Here is a 17,856-nt window from a genome sequence, read left to right as displayed (position 1 = left end):
GTGCTCATTTGGCGAAAATCTCCAGCAATCGTGGCGCTATCTTGTCCAGCGGGCGAATCTCCACGGCAGCGTCGATAGCTGCGGCCGCCTTCGGCATGCCGTACACCGCACTGCTGCCCTGGTCTTGTGCGATGGTCAGGTAGCCCTGTTGGCGCATGAGTTTAAGCCCCTGGGCGCCATCACGCCCCATGCCGGTGAGTAAAACCCCCACGGCGTCACCGTTCCAGTAACTGGCCACGCTCTCGAAGAACACATCGATGGAGGGCCGGTAGATTTCGTTGACCGGTTCGGCGGTGTAGGCCAGCGTGCCGTTTTTCAGCAAGCGAATATGGTGATTGGTGCCGGCCAGCAGTACCGTGCCGCTTTGCGGCGGCTCGCCTTCCTCGGCCAGGCGCACGTTGAGGCCGCTGGCACTGCCGAGCCATTCAGCCATGCCGGCGGCAAACACCTGGTCAACGTGCTGCACCAGCACGATGGCCGGCGAGAAATCACGCGGCAGGCCCTTGAGCAAGACTTCCAGCGCTGCCGGCCCACCGGCGGATGAGCCAATGGCGATCAGGCTCTGGCGTGAGCCCGAGCTGCGCAACGGTGCCGGCGCCGGGCGCGGGCGGTTGCCCTTGTCACCTATCAGCCAGCCGATGTTCATGATCTTGCGCAACAACGGCGCAGCCGCTTCCTGGGGATTGCCGGCGCCGACGGTCGGGGTGTCGACCACGTCCAGCGCACCGTGGCCCATGGCCTCGAACACCCGGTGCACGTTCTGCTGGCGATCCACGGTGACGATGACAATGGCGCACGGGGTCTCGGCCATGATCCGCCGCGTGGCCTCGACGCCATCCATCACCGGCATGATCAGGTCCATCAGGATCAGGTCCGGCGTGTCCTGCGCGCACAGGCGCACTGCTTCGGCGCCATTGCCGGCGACCCAGACCACCTCGTGTGTCGGCTCGAATGCCAGGGCGCGGCGCAGGGCCTCCACCGCCATGGGCATGTCGTTGACGATTGCAATCCTCATGCACGCGCTCCTCCAATGAGCTCGACCACTGCATCGAGCAAGGCATCGTCATGAAAACTGGCCTTGGCTAGATAATAGTCGGCCCCGGCATCCAGTCCACGGCGCCGGTCCTCCTCACGATCCTTGTAGGACACCACCATCACCGGCAGCGATTGCAGGCGATTGTCCCGACGCAGCAACGTAACCAGTTCGATGCCGTCCATGCGCGGCATATCAATGTCGGTGATCAGCAGATCGAAATCCTCCGAACGCAACGCGTTCCAGCCGTCCATGCCGTCTACCGCAACCGCCACGTCGTATCCGCGATTGAGCAACAGCTTGCGCTGCAACTCTCGCACGGTCAGGGAATCGTCCACCACCAGAATTCGTTTGCGGGCCGCCTCGACCACCTGATTGCTGTGGCGGGCGATGCGTTCCAGGCGCCCGGTGTTGAGCAGTTTTTCCACAGACCGCAGCATGTCTTCGACGTCGACGATCAGCACCACCGAGCCGTCGTCGAGCAGGGCCCCGGCGGAAATGTCCTGCACCTTGCCCAGACGCTCATCCAGTGGCAGCACCACCAATGTCCGCTCCCCGATAAACCGCTCCACGGCCACGCCGTAGATCGCATCGCGCTCGCGAATCACCACGACTTTCAGGGTTTGCCCGCTGTTCTGGCTGGCCGGGCGATGCAGCAACTGGCTGGCCGCCACCAGCCCGACATGCCGGCCTTCGTACCAGAAATGCTGGCGACCTTCGACCTGCACGATATCCGCCGGCTCCAGATCACACATGCGCTCAATGTGCGCCAACGGAAAGGCATAGGCCTCGTCGCCGACTTCCACCACCAGGCTGCGCACCACCGACAGGGTCAACGGCACTTCAAGATGGAAACGACTGCCCTCGCCCGCCGTCTGCTCCAGCACCACCGCACCGCGCAACTGCCGGACCATGTGCTGCACCGCATCCAGGCCGACGCCACGACCGGACACCTCGGTGACCCTGTCGCGCAGGCTGAAACCAGGCAGGAACAGGAACGTCAGCAGCTCTTCTTCGCTCAACTGCGCGGCGGTTTGCGCGGGGGACAAATTTCGTTCAACGATACTGCGACGGACTTTTTCCAGATCCACGCCGTTACCGTCATCGCTCAATTCAAGCACCAGCAAACCGGCCTGATGAGACGCGCGCAGGCGAATCAGACCTTCCGCCGGCTTGCCGGCCAGCAGGCGTTGTTCCGGGAGTTCGATGCCGTGGTCGACCGCGTTGCGCAACAGGTGGGTCAGCGGCGCTTCGAGCCTTTCCAGCACGTCGCGATCGACCTGGGTCTTCTCGCCTTCAATTTCCAGTCGCACCTGTTTACCCAGATCGCGACCCAGATCACGGACCATGCGCACCTGCCCGGTCAACACATCGGCAAACGGCCGCATGCGACAGGCCAGCGCCGTGTCGTACAACACCTGTGCCCGCTGGCTGGCATGCCAGGCGAACTCATCGAGTTCGGCGTTCTTTTCCATGAGCAATTGCTGGGATTGCGCCAGTAAGCGCCGCGCATCCTCAAGGGCTTCCTGGGCTTCCAGGCTCAAGGCGTGATCCTTGAGGTGAACGTTGAGATTCTCCAGCGCTCGCAGGCTGTTGCTCTGCATGCGCTTGAGTCGCTGCATGGTCGCCAGGTGCGGTTTGAGGCGCTGGGTTTCCACCAGGGATTTGCTCGACAGATCGAGCAGGCTGTTCAGGCGCTCGGCGGTGACGCGCAACACTCGTTCGCCGTTTTCGGTGGTGCGTTTGGTCTTGCGCGGGGCTGGCGCCGGAGACGGTTCGACGACAGGCGCCGGCGGCTCGACCTCGGGCGCAGGTGCTTCGAGCATGAGCTCGGAAATAATCCGTTCGGCCATGACCGGTTCGGCAGGCGCAACCAGCGGCGCTGTCGGATCCAGCAAGCGTGCCATCAAGGTTACGTAGGCCTCGATGTCCGCGACCTCCGGGTTGTTGTCCGGCGTGGCGATGCGCATCAGCAGATCGGTGCCTTGCAGCAACGCATCGATGTGTTCGGGGCGCAGCAACAGGCGCCCTTCCTGGGCACTGACCAGGCAATCTTCCATAACGTGGGCAACGCTGACCCCGGCATCGACGCCCACGATCCGCGCCGCCCCCTTGAGCGAGTGCGCCGCACGCATGCACGATTCAAGCTGATCGGCCAGGGTCGGATCGCGCTCAAGCGCCAGCAGGCCGGCACTCAAGACCTGGGTCTGGGCTTCGGCCTCCAGGCTGAACAGCTCCAGCAAAGAGGCGTCGCGCATTTGCTCGGGGGTCATGTGAGGCTCCGGGTCACGGCGGACAACAGCTGTTCTTCATCCAGCCAACGCAGGCTGCGACCTTTGAATTGCAACACGCCACGGGTGTATTTGGCGCTGGCCTGAGCCCCCGAGCGCGATGCGCTATCGAGGATATGCTCGTCGATGGCGTGAATCCCGTCGACTTCGTCCACCGGCACCACCACCGGCCCGCCGTGGGCCGCGATGATCAGCATGCGCGGCATGACCCGCGCACCCGGTGCCACATTGCCGGTGCCGTCGAGCCCGAGCAGTTCCACCAGCGACAGGCAGGCGACCAGCGCGCCGCGCACATTCGCCACGCCGAGCAAGGCCCGGGAGCGCTGGTGCGGCAAAGAGTGAATCGCCTGCAACGGTGACACTTCCACCAGGCTGCGCGTGGCCAGGCCCAACCACTCTTCACCCAGACGGAACATCAACAACGAGCGGGTTTTCACCTCGCTCTCGAGCGCGACGGACACTGGCCCGCGCTCTTGCTGCTGCAAGGCATAACGATCGAGAAGACGCGTCGCAGCGGCCGAATACACCGCACAATTGCGGCAATGAATATGTTCGGCCAGCAACGGGCAGGACTTGTCGCCGTGGATACCGATGCGGTTCCAGCAATCGTCGATGGCCTGGGCATCCCGGGTGACGCTGAAGGTGTCGGAGGCGATCATCGTTTACGCTCACTGTCGGCGGCGCGTGCGCTGCGGGCGGCACGCTCCTGCAATCGTCTGGCCCCCGCCGCGTCACCCTGGGCCTGCAGCAAAGCGGCCAGGTGCATCAACGCTTCGGGATGTTGCGGTTCGAGGTACAACGCCTTGCGATAAAAGCCCTGGGCTTCCAGGACGTTTCCCGCGACATCACTGAGCAGGCCCAGCCAATAGAACACCTGGGCTACCGGTTCATGACTGCGCAAATAGCTTTCACACGCAGCCTTTGCCTCGGCGCTTTTGCCCTCGTTGGCCAGCCCGGCGATGTTCGCCAGCAGCACGGCCGTATCGGTGCCAGAGATTTTCGGCACGGGCGCCAGTGGCACGACACTGGCGAACGGACGACTGCGCACCGGCGCAACAGGTCGATTGCGCAGCGGTTGCGGCACAGGCAAGGGGGTTGGAACGAATGCCGGCAAGGATTCAGGCTCCGCAGTCCCTTGTCGACTGAAGGCGAAGGACTGCGCGATACCGATCGAGCGCATCCCCAAACGCCCCAGCAGGCTGCCTTCGGCCGGGCCGATAAACAGCACGCCGTCGTCATGGGTCAGGCGCTTGAGCACTTCAAAGACTTGCTTCTGGGTCGGCTGGTCGAAATAGATCAGCAGGTTGCGACAAAACACGAAGTCGAATGGCGGTTCACCGGCCAGCAAGGCCGGGTCCAGCAGATTGCCGACCTGCAAGCGCACCTGTTCCTGCACGCGCGGGTCCAGGCGATAGCCGTCGCCTTCGGCGATGAAATGGCGGTCGCGAAACGCAATGTCGTCGCCCCGAAAGGAGTTCTTGCCGTACAAGGCTCGCCTGGCTTTATCCACCGACAACGGGCTGACGTCCATGCCGTCGACCTTGAACTGGTGCGGCTTGAGTCCGGCATCGAGCAACGCCATGGCGATTGAATACGGTTCTTCACCGGTGGAACACGGCAGGCTGAGAATCCGCAGGGCGCGCAGGTTGTTGATTTCAGCCAGACGCTTGCTCGCCAGTTTCGCCAGGGTGGCGAAGGATTCCGGATACCGGAAGAACCAGGTTTCCGGAACGATCACCGCTTCGATCAATGCCTGTTGCTCGTCCCGTGAGCCCTGCAAGGTGCGCCAATACTCATCGGCCGAGGCTGCTTGCGCAGCCACGCTGCGCTGGCGCACCGCCCGCTCGATGATGGCCGGCCCCACCGAGGTCACGTCGAGTCCGATACGCTCCTTGAGGAAGTCGAAAAAACGCTGGTCGCTGCTCATGGCCGCACCTCCAGCAGCGCCAGATCCATTGGCGGCGAAGGAAACAACAAGGCGCGTACCTGATCGCTCAGCAGATCACTGACCCGTACCCACTGCAGCAAGCCTTGCTCGTCCTTGCGCACCGGCCCCAGGTAAGGCGCCTGGCGATTGTCCAGGCCGTAGGGCTGAAAATCCGCCGGATCACAGCGCAAGGTGTCGGTCGCCTGTTCCAGAATCAGCCCGAGCAGTTGTGTCTCGCCGGTTTCATCCGGGCGGTAGTTGACCAACACCAGCCGGGTGCTGGTACGGGCCTGTGCCGGCGCGCCAAACGTCAGTGCACTCAAGTCGATCACCGGCACCACGGCGCCCCGATAGGCGAACACCCCGGCGACCCAGGCGGGGGCCTGGGCAATGGGCTTCAAGGGCAGGCGCGGCAGCACTTCAGCCACTTCGACAGCCTTCAAGGCATAGCGCTCGCTGCCGATGCGAAACACCAGAAACAATGCATGCAGCGCCTGCTTCACGGCAGAGCGCTTGGCCGTGATTTCGCTCATCAGACTTTGAATCGCGAAACGCCGCTGCGCAGCCCGACGGCCACCTGGCTCAGTTCATCGATGGCGAAACTGGCCTGGCGCAGAGACTCGACTGTCTGGCTGCTGGCATCACCCAACTGCACCAGCGCATGGTTGATCTGCTCGGCACCGGTAGCCTGGGCCTGCATCCCTTCGTTGACCATCAGCACCCGCGGCGCCAGCGCCTGGACCTGATGGATGATCTGCGACAATTGCTCGCCGACCTGCTGCACCTCGGACATGCCGCGACGCACTTCCTCGGAGAATTTGTCCATGCCCATGACCCCGGCCGATACCGCCGACTGGATCTCGCGCACCATTTGCTCGATGTCGTAGGTGGCCACCGCCGTCTGGTCCGCCAGGCGCCGTACTTCGGTGGCGACCACGGCAAAACCGCGCCCGTACTCACCGGCCTTCTCGGCCTCGATGGCGGCGTTGAGCGACAACAGGTTGGTCTGGTCGGCCACCTTGACGATGGTCACCACCACCTGATTGATGTTGCCGGCCTTCTCGTTGAGGATCGCCAGCTTGGCATTGACCAGATCGGCCGCGCCCATCACCGAGTGCATGGTTTCCTCCATGCGCGCCAGCCCCTGTTGCCCCGAGCCGGCGGCCACGGAAGCCTGATCGGCGGCGGTGGAGACCTCGGTCATGGTGCGCACCAGGTCCCGGGAGGTGGCGGCGATTTCACGGGAGGTCGCGCCGATTTCCGTGGTGGTGGCGGCGGTTTCCGTGGCAGTGGCTTGTTGCTGCTTGGAGGTGGCGGCGATCTCGGTGACCGACGTGGTCACCTGCACCGATGAACGCTGTGCCTGGGACACCAGCGAGGTGAGCTCGGTCATCATGTCGTTGAAACCGGTCTCTACCGCGCCGAATTCGTCCTTGCGCTCCAGATTCAGGCGGCTGCTGAGGTCACCGGTGCGCATGATTTCGAGGATGCTCACGATGCGGTTCATCGGCGCCATGATGGCGCGCATCAATAGCAAACCGCACAGGCCGGCAGCCAGGACGGCCACCAGAAGGGAAATGCCCATGATGATTTTTGCCGTCAGCACCGCATCGTCGATGGCCGCGATGTCAGTGTCGGCCACCGCTTTGTTTTCGCGGATGATGTCGTTGAGCTTCATGCGCCCCGCGGTCCACGCCGGAGTCAATTGCTCGTTGAACAGGCGAATGGCTTCGGCGCTCTGATTGCGCTTGTGCAAGTCGAGCACGGTCGCCAGGACCTGATTGTAGTCGCCATGAAGTTTTTCGAAGGCGGCGTACTCGACCTTGTCCTCATCGGTGGCGATGGTGCCGCGATAGCTCTGCATATGCTCTTGCAGACGCGCCTCAAAGGTCTTGAAGTTCTCCGCCTGCTCGGCGCTGAACCCCTCCCCCTCCTTGAAGCCAAGAGTTTCCTGGGTCCGCAGGTAGCTGTCGACCCAGGCGCTGCGCACCATCGAACTGTAATACAGGCCCGGTAGCGCATCCTCACGAACGCTGGCTTCGCTGCTTTCGATCTTCAGAAGCCGCGAATACGAGACGACCACCATCAGCAGCATGATGGCGATAATTACCGCAAAGCTCGCCAAAATGCGTTGGCGTAACGTCCAGTTCTTCACAGTCAATCCTCGGGCCTGATTCGAAATGCGGGGAGTATAGCCGAGGGTGGTGTTTCATTTATAAGACGGATGCAACCCACTTCTCATCCCGTTGAAAAAAGGCGGGATGGGCTCTGGGTGGGACTGTCCGCCATTTGAGGGAATGGGTGTTAGGGGTGATTGGGTAGAATCGGGCGATGGATCGGCCATTGGGGATGCGGCGTGGCTGAAAACGCCTTCGCGAGCAGGCTCGCTCCCACAGTGGATCTGTGTTCGCCGAACATTGTGGGAGCGAGCCTGCTCGCGAAGGCGGGCGGAAGGTTTACAGGGAAGCCTGGCGAACCTGCTTCTCCAGTTCAGCCTTCAACCCCGGCTCCAGCTTGAGTTGCCGCGCCAACTCATCCAGGTAGGACTTCTCCATGAAGTTCTCCTCGTCGACCATCATCACACTCGCGATGTACATCTCGGCGGCGGTTTCCGGCGTGCGCGCGGCACGGGCGACGTCGGCGGGGTCCAGCGGCTTGTTGAGTTCGGCGTGCAGCCAGTGTTGCAGCTCCTGGTCATTGTCGAGCTTGATGAACTCGCCCTCGATCAATGCGCGCTCACGCTCGTCGACATGCCCGTCAGCCTTGGCCGCGGCCACCAGCGCCTTGAGAATCGCCTGGCTGTGCTGCTCGACTTGCGCGGCAGGCAAGCGGTCGAGGGTTTGCGGTTCCGTTTCTGGCGCAGTGCCCTGCTGGGCCTGCCAGTTGCCGTAGGCCTTGTAGGCCAGCACGCCCAACGCGGCGAGGCCGCCATAGACCGCAACCTTGCCGCCGACCTTGCGGGCCTTCTTGCTGCCGAGCAGCAAGCCCATCGCACCTGCCGCCAATGCCCCGCCGCTTGCGCCGGAGAGCAAACTGCCGAGGCTGCCCGAGCCGCCGTTACCACCGAGCAATCCACCCGGAGCGCCTGCGGACGACTTGCTCTGCGCCCCGCCCGCCTTGTTCTGCAACATGTCCTGGCCGGACTTGAGGAGTTGATCGAGCAATCCACGGGTGTTCATTTTTTGCCTCCACTAAAAGGTTTATCCGAACCTTGAGGCCACCAGCCTAGTTCGAAAGTGCCCGATGATTCCTGGGGAGGAGTAATTCCAGATGTTGCTGCTAGTTGGCTTAAATACACCACAAACAAGCCAGCGCTTGAGCAACATAACAAAACGATATAACAAACTGTCATTTATAACAGTATCGAGACCGGGAATTTCTGTTTACTTTCCTGTTGCCGCAACAACTAACACTCAAGAGAACAAAACCATGTCCAAGTCAGCTGAAGATATTGTAAGTGAGTCCTTTAGGAATGATGAAAAATCTCCATTAAATGGGCATATAACGGTAACAATTGACAACCAGCCTTATGAATTCAAAAACATTGAATACATAACAGGATCCGACTTCAATGGCTTAATCGGCTCACTGGACACAGAAGCCGCAGTGATAACTTTCACATCTATTGTCCAAAACGGAACCTATCTACTGACCTATCCATTTGATATTATTCATGCTAACTACTGGCAAGTCGTCATAGGATCTGAAAGGTATGTAGCAAAGACCGGCACACTACATATCCAAAAAACCGCTTATGCCACTTATTTCGGAAAGGCTGTTTTTGAAGCAAACGGCGAAAAAGTAACCATTGATTTCGATGTTAAACCTTAATTCCATCCTTTCTGCCATCGACCCTCCTACTTGCATTTGAGGGTCACCTCTCCAGAGCGCGCCAGACAACAGACTCCTGACAAGCTCCACCGTTGCAGATCAGGGGCAGATCAGGCGCTGGTCAAGGTCACCCGGTAATTCCCCGAGCTGGCTGGATTATTCACAGCACCTGGCAAGGCGTACTTGCGAGTGCCCAAGCCTACCCCTCAGAAAAAAAGATATACACTCCAACAAATCGATAAAAACAGCCCACCGGGTGCTTCCCCCATGATGACCTTGCGTCAGATCCGCCATTTCATCGCTGTGGCCGAGACCGGTTCGATCTCCGCCGCCGCGCAAACTGCGTTCATTTCCCAGTCGACCCTGACCCTGGCCATCCAGCAACTGGAGGAGGAAATCGGCGTCAGCCTGTTCAGCCGCCACGCCAAGGGCATGACCCTGACCCACCAGGGTCATCAATTCCTGCGCCAGGCACACTTGATCCTGGCCACCGTGGATAACGCCAAGCGCAGCCTGCAACAGAGCACCGACCAGGTCGCCGGGCAATTGATCGTCGGCGTGACCAGCCTGGTGGCCGGTTATTACCTGGCGGATTTGCTCACCCGTTTCCAGCGCGCCTACCCCAACGTGGAAATCCGCGTGATGGAAGACGAGCGCCCGTACATCGAGCATTTGCTGGTCAGCGGCGAAATCGATGTCGGCGTGCTGATCCTCTCCAACCTCGAAGACCGTCACGCCTTGCAGACCGAAGTGCTGACCCACTCGCCGCACCGGCTATGGCTGCCGGCCCAGCATCCATTGCTGGAACACGACAGCATCAACCTCGCCGATGTGGCCCGCGAGCCATTGATTCAACTGAACGTCGATGAAATGGACCGCAATGCCCAGCGCATGTGGTCCGCCGCCTCGCTGCAACCGCGCATCACCCTGCGCACGGCCTCCACCGAAGCAGTGCGAAGCCTGGTGGCCGCCGGCCTGGGCGTGTCGATCCAGCCCGACATGACCTATCGCCCGTGGTCGCTTGAGGGCGACATCATCGAAGCGCGGCCGATTGCCGACCTCAGCCAGACCCTGGATGTCGGCCTCGCCTGGCGTCGCGGCACGGCGCGGCCGGCGCTGGTGGACCCGTTCCTGACGGTCGCCCGCGAACAACCCCATGGCGGGCGCAAGCCATCTATTTAATCGAACGCCACCTTCAGTATTTAGTATTTGTTGTCCTCGGGCCCGCGAACTAGTCTTGTTACATCTATATAAGACGGCCGGGTCCCAACCACTGGGAACACCATGGCCACACAAGAAAAGAGAACCCGAAAAATGGCCGGCGCGCAGACCCCGTTGTTCACCGCATTGTTGATCGATGGTGAATTAGTCGCCGGTCAAGGCTGTGTCGAGCCGATTCTCAACCCGGCCACCGGCGAAATCATCACGCAAATCGCCGAAGCCAGCACCGAGCAAGTCGAAGCCGCGATCCTCGCCGCCCACCGCGCCTTTGCCGGTTGGTCACGGACCACGCCACAGCAACGTTCGAACCTGTTGCTGGACATCGCCAACGCCATCGAAAAAAACGCCGACCTGCTGGCCCGCCTCGAGTCCATGAACTGCGGCAAGCCGTTGCACTTGGCCCGTCAGGATGACCTGAGTGCCACGGTCGATGTGTTCCGCTTCTTCGCCGGCGCCGTACGTTGCCAGACCGGCCAGCTCAGCGGCGAATACCTGCCGGGCTACACCAGCATGGTGCGCCGCGATCCTATCGGGGTGGTGGCGTCGATTGCGCCGTGGAACTACCCGATCATGATGGCCGCGTGGAAAATCGCCCCGGCCCTCGCCGCCGGCAACACCCTGGTGTTCAAGCCGTCGGAACACACGCCGCTGTCGATCCTGGCCCTGGCCCCCGCGCTGGCCGAGATCCTGCCACGGGGTGTGATCAATATCGTTTGCGGGGGTGGCGAAGGTGTCGGCAGCCACCTGGTGAGTCACCCTAAAGTGCGCATGGTGTCGCTGACCGGCGATATCGTCACCGGGCAAAAAATCCTCCAGGCCGCTTCGAAAACCCTCAAACGTACCCACCTGGAACTCGGCGGCAAGGCTCCGGTGATCGTCTGCAACGATGCCGACATTCAGGCCGTGGTCGAAGGTGTGCGCACTTATGGCTACTACAATGCCGGCCAGGATTGCACCGCCGCTTGCCGCATTTATGCCCAGGCCGGGATTCACGACCGTCTGGTGGCCGAGCTCGGCGCGGCCGTCAGCAGCCTGCGCTTCGCCGGCAAACGCGACGCCGACAACGAAATCGGCCCGCTGATCAGCACCCGCCAGCGCGACCGCGTGGCCAGTTTTGTCGAACGCGCCCTCGGCCAGCCGCACATAGAGCGGGTGACCGGTGCGGCCGTGCATTCCGGCGCCGGCTTCTATTACCAGCCGACCCTGCTGGCCGGCTGCAAGCAAAGCGATGAGATCGTCCAGCGCGAAGTGTTCGGACCGGTGGTCACCGTGACCCGTTTCGATGAACTGGAACAAGCGGTGGACTGGGCCAACGATTCGGAATACGGCCTGGCGTCGTCGGTCTGGACCCAGAACCTCGACAAGGCCATGCAGGTCGCGGCGCGCCTGCAGTACGGCTGCACCTGGATCAACAGCCATTTCATGCTGGTCAGCGAAATGCCCCATGGCGGCCTGAAGCGTTCGGGCTACGGCAAGGACCTGTCCAGCGATTCGCTTCAGGACTACAGCGTGGTGCGGCACATCATGGCCCGCCATGGCGAGCATCTCTGACTACGCTAATAACAAGCCACCAACGGCATGCTTCACCACGTTCAAAACACTGCCCCGACCATAATTAAAGAAGAGGGAATTCCCATGTTCGTGCACAAGACCGCACTGCTCAGTGCAATCACCACCGCGCTGCTGGCCAGTGCCAGCATCCAGGCCGCCGAGCCGCTCAAAGCTGTCGGGGCTGGCGAGGGCCAACTGGATATTGTGGCCTGGCCTGGCTACATCGAACGTGGCGAGAGCGACAAGGCCTACGACTGGGTGACCGGTTTCGAGAAGGAAACCGGCTGCAAGGTCAACGTCAAGACCGCGGCCACTTCCGATGAAATGGTCAGCCTGATGGCCAAGGGTGGTTACGATCTGGTGACGGCGTCGGGCGACGCCTCCCTGCGCCTCATCGTCGGCAAGCGTGTGCAGCCGATCAACACCGCGTTGATCCCGAACTGGAAAAACCTCGACCCGCGCCTCAAGGATGCACCCTGGTACGTGGTCAACAAGCAGACCTACGGCACCCCGTATCAGTGGGGCCCGAACGTGCTGATGTACAACACCAACGTGTTCAAGACCGCGCCGACCACCTGGGGCGTGCTGTTCAATGCCGAAAACCTGCCGGACGGCAAGCCGAACAAGGGCCGCGTGCAAGCCTATGACGGCCCGATCTACATCGCGGACGCGGCGCTGTACCTGAAGACTGCCAAACCGGAACTGGGCATCCAGAGCCCGTACGAACTGACCGAAGCCCAATACAAGGCCGTGCTCGACCTGCTGCGCGCCCAGCAGCCGTTGATCCACCGCTACTGGCACGACACCACCGTGCAAATGAGTGACTTCAAGAACGAAGGCGTGGTCGCCTCCGGCGCGTGGCCGTATCAGGTCAACGGCCTGATGAACGAGAAACAGCCAATCGCCTCGACCATCCCGAAAGAAGGCGCCACCGGTTGGGCCGACACCACCATGATGCATACCGAGGCCAAGCACCCGAACTGCGCCTACAAGTGGATGGACTGGTCGCTGCAACCGAAAGTCCAGGGCGACGTAGCGGCGTGGTTCGGCTCGTTGCCAGCAGTCCCTGCGGCGTGCAAGGAGAGCGAACTGCTCGGCGCCGAAGGCTGCAAGACCAACGGTTTCGACCAGTTCGACAAGATCGCCTTCTGGAAAACCCCGCAGGCTGAAGGCGGCAAGTTCGTGCCGTACAGCCGCTGGACCCAGGACTACATCGCGATCATGGGCGGTAGATAACCCACCCTCCCCTGTGGGAGCGAGCTTGCTCGCGATGAGGGCATTCCAGTCAATATTGTTACTGACTGACACTCCGCCATCGCGAGCAAGCTCGCTCCCACAGTTGATCACCGTCGTTGCCGCTACCGCGCTCGGCCGACAGATAAAAGTTTTTGTTTTTTCAGAAGTCCAGGCAGGGCCGCTGCGACGGCCTTCGCCTTTTTGGAGCACCGCACCATGACGCTTGCAGTCCAGTTCACCAACGTTTCCCGTCAATTCGGCGAAGTGAAAGCCGTAGACCGGGTTTCCATCGACATCCAGGACGGCGAGTTCTTCTCCATGCTGGGGCCTTCCGGCTCGGGCAAGACCACCTGTTTGCGCCTGATCGCCGGTTTTGAACAACCGAGCGCAGGCTCCATCCGCATTCATGGCGAAGAGGCCGCCGGCCTGCCGCCGTACCAGCGCGACGTGAACACCGTGTTCCAGGATTACGCGCTGTTCCCGCACATGAACGTTCGCGACAACGTCGCCTACGGTTTGAAAGTCAAAGGCGTGGGCAAGGCCGAACGCCTGAAGCGCGCCGAAGAAGCGCTCGATATGGTCGCCCTCGGCGGCTACGGCGACCGCAAGCCGGTACAGCTCTCCGGTGGTCAGCGCCAGCGTGTGGCCCTGGCCCGCGCCCTGGTCAACCGTCCTCGCGTACTATTGCTCGACGAACCACTCGGTGCACTCGACCTGAAACTGCGCGAGCAAATGCAGAGCGAGCTGAAAAAACTGCAGCGCCAGCTCGGCATCACCTTCATCTTCGTCACCCACGACCAGACCGAAGCACTGTCGATGTCCGACCGCGTGGCGGTGTTCAACAAGGGCCGCATCGAACAAGTCGACAGCCCGCGCAACCTGTACATGAAACCGGCCACCACCTTCGTCGCCGAATTCGTCGGCACCTCCAACGTGATCCGCGGTGATCTGGCCAGGCAAATCAGTGGCAATCCGCAGCCGTTCTCGATTCGTCCGGAACACGTGCGTTTCGCCGAAGGCCCGCTGGCCAGCCACGAAATCGAAGTCAGCGGTTTGCTCCACGATATCCAGTACCAGGGCAGCGCCACCCGCTATGAATTGAAACTGGAAAACGGCCAGACCCTGAACATCAGCCAGGCCAACAACCAGTGGCTGGACACCAGCGCACAACACCAGACCGGTCAGCGCATCAGCGCACGTTGGGCGCGTGAAGCCATGATCCCGTTGCACGACACCGTTGCAGGCGGGGTGTGAGATGAACACCGTAGCTATCCCCCAATCGCCGGCCAGCGGCTCGCTGCTGCGCAGGTTTTCCAATCTGCTGTATCGCCGGCCGAATTTTTACCTGTCGCTCCTGCTGGTACCGCCGCTGCTGTGGTTCGGCGCGATCTACCTGGGCTCGTTGCTGGTTCTGCTGTGGCAAGGTTTCTACACCTTCGATGACTTCACCATGGCGGTCACCCCCGACCTGACCCTGGCGAACTTCACCGCGCTGTTCCAGCCGTCGAACTTCGACATCATCCTGCGCACCCTGGGCATGGCGATTGCCGTGTCGATTGCCAGCGCCATCGTCGCGTTCCCGATTGCCTACTACATGGCGCGCTACACCACGGGCAAGACCAAGGCGTTTTTCTACATCGCGGTGATGATGCCGATGTGGGCCAGTTACATCGTCAAGGCCTACGCCTGGACCTTGCTGCTGGCCAAGGGCGGCGTGGCGCAGTGGTTTGTGCAGCACCTGGGGCTGGAACCGGTCCTGCAATTCGTACTGGGCATTCCCGGTGTCGGCGGCAGCACCTTGTCGACCTCGCACCTGGGGCGCTTCATGGTGTTCGTTTACATCTGGCTGCCGTTCATGATCCTGCCGATCCAGGCTTCGCTGGAACGCCTGCCGCCCTCGCTGCTGCAAGCCTCCGCCGACCTCGGGGCCAAGCCGCGCCAGACCTTCATGCAAGTGATCCTGCCGCTGTCGATCCCGGGCATTGCCGCCGGTTCGATCTTCACCTTCTCGCTGACCCTGGGCGACTTCATCGTGCCGCAACTGGTCGGCCCGCCCGGCTACTTCGTCGGCAGCATGGTCTACGCCCAGCAGGGCGCGATCGGCAACATGCCAATGGCTGCCGCGTTCACCCTGGTGCCGATCGTGCTGATCGCCATCTACCTGTCCATTGTCAAACGTCTGGGGGCCTTCGATGCACTCTGAAAAAGCCTCATTAGGCCTGCGCATTGCCGCCTGGGGCGGGTTGGTGTTCCTGCACTTCCCGATCCTGATCATCTTCCTGTACGCCTTCAACACCGAAGACGCGGCGTTCAGCTTTCCGCCCAAGGGCTTCACCCTGAAGTGGATCGGCGTGGCGTTCTCACGGCCGGACGTGCTCGAAGCCATCAAGCTGTCGTTGCAGATCGCCTCGATTGCCACGCTGATCGCCATGGTCCTTGGCACGCTGGCGTCCGCTGCGTTGTACCGTCGGGACTTCTTCGGCAAGCAAGGCATCTCGCTGATGCTGATCCTGCCGATCGCCTTGCCGGGGATCATCACCGGGATCGCATTGCTGGCAACCTTCAAGACGCTGGGCATCGAGCCGGGGATGTTCACCATCATCGTCGGCCACGCGACCTTCTGTGTGGTGATCGTCTACAACAACGTCATCGCCCGCTTGCGCCGTACCTCCCACAGTTTGATCGAAGCCTCCATGGACCTCGGCGCCGACGGCTGGCAGACCTTCCGCTACATCATCCTGCCGAACCTCGGCTCGGCCTTGCTGGCCGGCGGCATGCTGGCGTTTGCCCTGTCGTTCGACGAGATCATCGTCACCACCTTCACCGCCGGTCATGAACGCACCCTGCCGCTGTGGCTGCTCAACCAGCTCAGCCGCCCACGGGACGTGCCGGTGACCAACGTCGTGGCGATGCTGGTGATGATCGTGACCATGCTGCCGATCCTCGGCGCCTATTACCTGACCCGTGGCGGCGAAAGCGTTGCGGGCAGTGGCGGGAAATAAACTCAAAATAGACACCACTACCCCCTGTGGGAGCGAGCTTGCTCGCGATGAGGCCATTACATTCAGCATGGATGGTGGCTGACACACCGCCATCGCGAGCAAGCTCGCTCCCACAGGGACTGGTTTCAAAACAAGATCTGCATTGATGAGGACAAATGTCATGCAAACCAAACTATTGATCAACGGCCAACTGCAAGACGGCGAAGGCCCCGCCCAACCGGTGTTCAACCCCGCGCTGGGTCGTGTGCTGGTGGAAATCAACGAAGCCAGCGAAGCCCAGGTCGATGCCGCCGTGCGTGCCGCCGACGCCGCCTTCGCCAGCTGGTCGCAGACCCCGCCGAAAGAACGTTCGCTGCTGCTGCTCAAACTCGCCGATGCCATCGAGGCCCACGGCGAAGAGCTGGCCAAACTGGAATCGGACAACTGCGGCAAGCCTTACAGCGCCGCGCTGAACGACGAGATCCCGGCGATTGCCGACGTGTTCCGCTTCTTCGCCGGCGCCAGCCGCTGTATGAGCGGTTCGGCCGGTGGCGAATACCTGCCGGGCCACACTTCGATGATCCGCCGCGACCCGGTGGGCGTGATCGCCTCCATCGCGCCGTGGAACTACCCGCTGATGATGGTCGCCTGGAAAATCGCCCCGGCCCTGGCCGCCGGCAACACCGTGGTGCTCAAGCCGTCGGAACAGACGCCGCTGACCGCCCTGCGCCTGGCCGAACTGGCGTCGGACATCTTCCCGGCCGGCGTGCTCAACCTGGTGTTCGGCCGTGGTCCTAGCGTCGGCAGCCCGCTGGTCACCCACCCGAAAGTGCGCATGGTGTCGCTGACCGGTTCGATCGCCACCGGTTCGAACATCATTTCCAGCACCGCCGACAGCGTCAAACGCATGCACATGGAACTGGGCGGCAAGGCCCCGGTGATCATCTTCGACGACGCCGACATCGACGCCGCTGTCGAAGGCATCCGCACCTTCGGTTTCTACAATGCCGGCCAGGACTGCACCGCCGCCTGCCGCATCTACGCGCAGGAAGGCATCTACGAGAAGTTCGTCGAGAAACTCGGCGCCGCCGTCAGCAGCATCAAGTACGGCTTGCAGGACGATCCGTCGACCGAACTCGGCCCGCTGATCACCGCGCAACACCGCGACCGCGTGGCCGGTTTCGTCGAACGCGCCATCGCCCAACCGCACATTCGCCTGATCACTGGCGGTAAAGCGGTGGACGGCAATGGCTTCTTCTTCGAACCAACGGTGCTCGCCGATGCCCAGCAGGATGACGAAATCGTCCGTCGCGAAGTGTTCGGGCCGGTGGTGTCGGTGACCAGATTCAGCGATGAAGCGCAGGTGCTGGGTTGGGCCAACGACTCGGACTACGGCCTGGCCTCCTCCGTGTGGACCGCCGATGTCGGCCGCGCCCATCGGATGTCGGCGCGCTTGCAGTACGGCTGCACCTGGGTGAATACGCACTTCATGCTGGTCAGCGAAATGCCCCACGGCGGGCAGAAGTTGTCCGGATATGGCAAGGACATGTCCATGTATGGGTTAGAGGATTACACCGTTGTGCGGCATGTGATGTTCAAGCATTAACGGCGAAAAGATCGCAGCCTTCGGCAGCTCCTACAGGGTGTACGGCGCTCTTTGTAGGAGCTGCCGTGTAGTGGTCGAACATTTTTGGACCATGATGTAGGAGCATCGACTTAAGGACGCATCATGGGATATCGGGTTGTTACATCTGAGGAAAAAGCGGAAGCCATCCGCTTGGTAGT

At 61.7% G+C, this 17,856-nt stretch carries 15 protein-coding genes; 8 read left to right on the top strand and 7 right to left on the bottom strand.

Annotation, left to right across the window (positions count from 1 at the left end; translation table 11 throughout):
* Positions 1-4: 4 nt before the first annotated feature.
* From KW838_RS24400 to KW838_RS24370, 7 genes are all read right to left on the bottom strand, one after another.
* A complete protein-coding gene (locus tag KW838_RS24400; protein ID WP_102699041.1) occupies positions 5-1,015 on the bottom strand; it encodes a chemotaxis response regulator protein-glutamate methylesterase in 1,011 nt (336 codons plus the stop codon).
* Positions 1,012-3,306 carry a hybrid sensor histidine kinase/response regulator gene (locus KW838_RS24395; protein ID WP_218503806.1) on the bottom strand — a complete coding sequence of 765 codons (2,295 nt, stop codon included), beginning with the start codon at positions 3,304-3,306 and terminating at the stop codon, positions 1,012-1,014. Before KW838_RS24395 ends, KW838_RS24400 begins: the two co-directional genes overlap by 4 nt.
* Complete coding sequence (locus KW838_RS24390; RefSeq protein ID WP_218503805.1) at positions 3,303-3,983, bottom strand: chemotaxis protein CheW; 681 nt, start codon at positions 3,981-3,983, stop codon at positions 3,303-3,305. The genes KW838_RS24395 and KW838_RS24390 overlap by 4 nt, the downstream gene beginning before the upstream one ends.
* Positions 3,980-5,251: a protein-glutamate O-methyltransferase CheR gene (locus KW838_RS24385; protein WP_218503804.1), complete on the bottom strand. Its 1,272-nt coding sequence runs from the start codon at positions 5,249-5,251 to the stop codon at positions 3,980-3,982. The genes KW838_RS24390 and KW838_RS24385 overlap by 4 nt, the downstream gene beginning before the upstream one ends.
* Positions 5,248-5,784: a chemotaxis protein CheW gene (locus KW838_RS24380; RefSeq protein ID WP_218503803.1), complete on the bottom strand. Its 537-nt coding sequence runs from the start codon at positions 5,782-5,784 to the stop codon at positions 5,248-5,250. Before KW838_RS24380 ends, KW838_RS24385 begins: the two co-directional genes overlap by 4 nt.
* Positions 5,784-7,406 (bottom strand): methyl-accepting chemotaxis protein, encoded by a 1,623-nt coding sequence (locus tag KW838_RS24375; protein WP_218503802.1) that lies wholly within the window; start codon positions 7,404-7,406, stop codon positions 5,784-5,786. Before KW838_RS24375 ends, KW838_RS24380 begins: the two co-directional genes overlap by 1 nt.
* A 301-nt stretch (positions 7,407-7,707) precedes the next feature.
* On the bottom strand, positions 7,708-8,430 hold the full coding sequence (locus tag KW838_RS24370; RefSeq protein WP_102699047.1) for a tellurite resistance TerB family protein: 723 nt from the start codon (positions 8,428-8,430) through the stop codon (positions 7,708-7,710).
* A gap of 91 nt (positions 8,431-8,521) precedes the next feature.
* Here KW838_RS24370 and KW838_RS24365 point away from each other — a divergent pair, with 91 nt between their 5' ends.
* From KW838_RS24365 to KW838_RS24330, 8 genes are all read left to right on the top strand, one after another.
* Positions 8,522-9,082 carry a hypothetical protein gene (locus KW838_RS24365; protein WP_218503801.1) on the top strand — a complete coding sequence of 187 codons (561 nt, stop codon included), beginning with the start codon at positions 8,522-8,524 and terminating at the stop codon, positions 9,080-9,082.
* 267 nt (positions 9,083-9,349) lie between these two features.
* Positions 9,350-10,264 (top strand): LysR family transcriptional regulator, encoded by a 915-nt coding sequence (locus KW838_RS24360; protein WP_007975056.1) that lies wholly within the window; start codon positions 9,350-9,352, stop codon positions 10,262-10,264.
* Between the two features lie 102 nt (positions 10,265-10,366).
* Positions 10,367-11,854 carry a gamma-aminobutyraldehyde dehydrogenase gene (locus tag KW838_RS24355; RefSeq protein ID WP_081500976.1) on the top strand — a complete coding sequence of 496 codons (1,488 nt, stop codon included), beginning with the start codon at positions 10,367-10,369 and terminating at the stop codon, positions 11,852-11,854.
* A gap of 84 nt (positions 11,855-11,938) precedes the next feature.
* Positions 11,939-13,090: a putative ABC transporter substrate-binding protein YdcS gene (gene ydcS, locus KW838_RS24350; protein ID WP_102699049.1), complete on the top strand. Its 1,152-nt coding sequence runs from the start codon at positions 11,939-11,941 to the stop codon at positions 13,088-13,090.
* Positions 13,091-13,306: 216 nt separating this feature from the next.
* Positions 13,307-14,344, top strand: coding sequence for an ABC transporter ATP-binding protein (locus tag KW838_RS24345; protein WP_218503800.1), 1,038 nt, complete (start codon positions 13,307-13,309; stop codon positions 14,342-14,344).
* A gap of 1 nt (position 14,345) precedes the next feature.
* Positions 14,346-15,293, top strand: a complete 948-nt coding sequence (locus tag KW838_RS24340) for an ABC transporter permease (RefSeq protein ID WP_015093713.1) — start codon at positions 14,346-14,348, stop codon at positions 15,291-15,293.
* On the top strand, positions 15,283-16,092 hold the full coding sequence (locus KW838_RS24335; RefSeq protein ID WP_102699051.1) for an ABC transporter permease: 810 nt from the start codon (positions 15,283-15,285) through the stop codon (positions 16,090-16,092). Before KW838_RS24340 ends, KW838_RS24335 begins: the two co-directional genes overlap by 11 nt.
* 160 nt (positions 16,093-16,252) lie before the next feature.
* Entirely contained in the window at positions 16,253-17,677 is a 1,425-nt protein-coding gene (locus KW838_RS24330; RefSeq protein WP_218503799.1) for a gamma-aminobutyraldehyde dehydrogenase, read from the top strand.
* The last annotated feature ends 179 nt before the right edge of the window (positions 17,678-17,856 follow it).

It is taken from the genome of Pseudomonas sp. PDM27 (assembly GCF_019219205.1).
In the GTDB taxonomy this organism is placed as follows: Bacteria; Pseudomonadota; Gammaproteobacteria; order Pseudomonadales; family Pseudomonadaceae; genus Aquipseudomonas; species Aquipseudomonas laurylsulfatiphila.
The sequence above is the reverse complement of the archived record's forward strand: the minus strand, read 5'-3'. Positions and strand labels throughout refer to the sequence as shown.

What these genes read in the sequence shown, in the direction of transcription:
- KW838_RS24400 (WP_102699041.1), bottom strand. Translation starts at nt 1,015, where the DNA reads ATGAGGATTGCAATCGTCAACGACATGCCCATGGCGGTGGAGGCCCTG.
- ydcS (WP_102699049.1), top strand. Translation starts at nt 11,939, where the DNA reads ATGTTCGTGCACAAGACCGCACTGCTCAGTGCAATCACCACCGCGCTG.
- KW838_RS24385 (WP_218503804.1), bottom strand. Translation starts at nt 5,251, where the DNA reads ATGAGCAGCGACCAGCGTTTTTTCGACTTCCTCAAGGAGCGTATCGGA.
- KW838_RS24335 (WP_102699051.1), top strand. Translation starts at nt 15,283, where the DNA reads ATGCACTCTGAAAAAGCCTCATTAGGCCTGCGCATTGCCGCCTGGGGC.
- KW838_RS24330 (WP_218503799.1), top strand. Translation starts at nt 16,253, where the DNA reads ATGCAAACCAAACTATTGATCAACGGCCAACTGCAAGACGGCGAAGGC.
- KW838_RS24360 (WP_007975056.1), top strand. Translation starts at nt 9,350, where the DNA reads ATGATGACCTTGCGTCAGATCCGCCATTTCATCGCTGTGGCCGAGACC.
- KW838_RS24390 (WP_218503805.1), bottom strand. Translation starts at nt 3,983, where the DNA reads ATGATCGCCTCCGACACCTTCAGCGTCACCCGGGATGCCCAGGCCATC.
- KW838_RS24395 (WP_218503806.1), bottom strand. Translation starts at nt 3,306, where the DNA reads ATGACCCCCGAGCAAATGCGCGACGCCTCTTTGCTGGAGCTGTTCAGC.
- KW838_RS24340 (WP_015093713.1), top strand. Translation starts at nt 14,346, where the DNA reads ATGAACACCGTAGCTATCCCCCAATCGCCGGCCAGCGGCTCGCTGCTG.
- KW838_RS24365 (WP_218503801.1), top strand. Translation starts at nt 8,522, where the DNA reads ATGTTGCTGCTAGTTGGCTTAAATACACCACAAACAAGCCAGCGCTTG.
- KW838_RS24380 (WP_218503803.1), bottom strand. Translation starts at nt 5,784, where the DNA reads ATGAGCGAAATCACGGCCAAGCGCTCTGCCGTGAAGCAGGCGCTGCAT.
- KW838_RS24345 (WP_218503800.1), top strand. Translation starts at nt 13,307, where the DNA reads ATGACGCTTGCAGTCCAGTTCACCAACGTTTCCCGTCAATTCGGCGAA.
- KW838_RS24355 (WP_081500976.1), top strand. Translation starts at nt 10,367, where the DNA reads ATGGCCACACAAGAAAAGAGAACCCGAAAAATGGCCGGCGCGCAGACC.
- KW838_RS24370 (WP_102699047.1), bottom strand. Translation starts at nt 8,430, where the DNA reads ATGAACACCCGTGGATTGCTCGATCAACTCCTCAAGTCCGGCCAGGAC.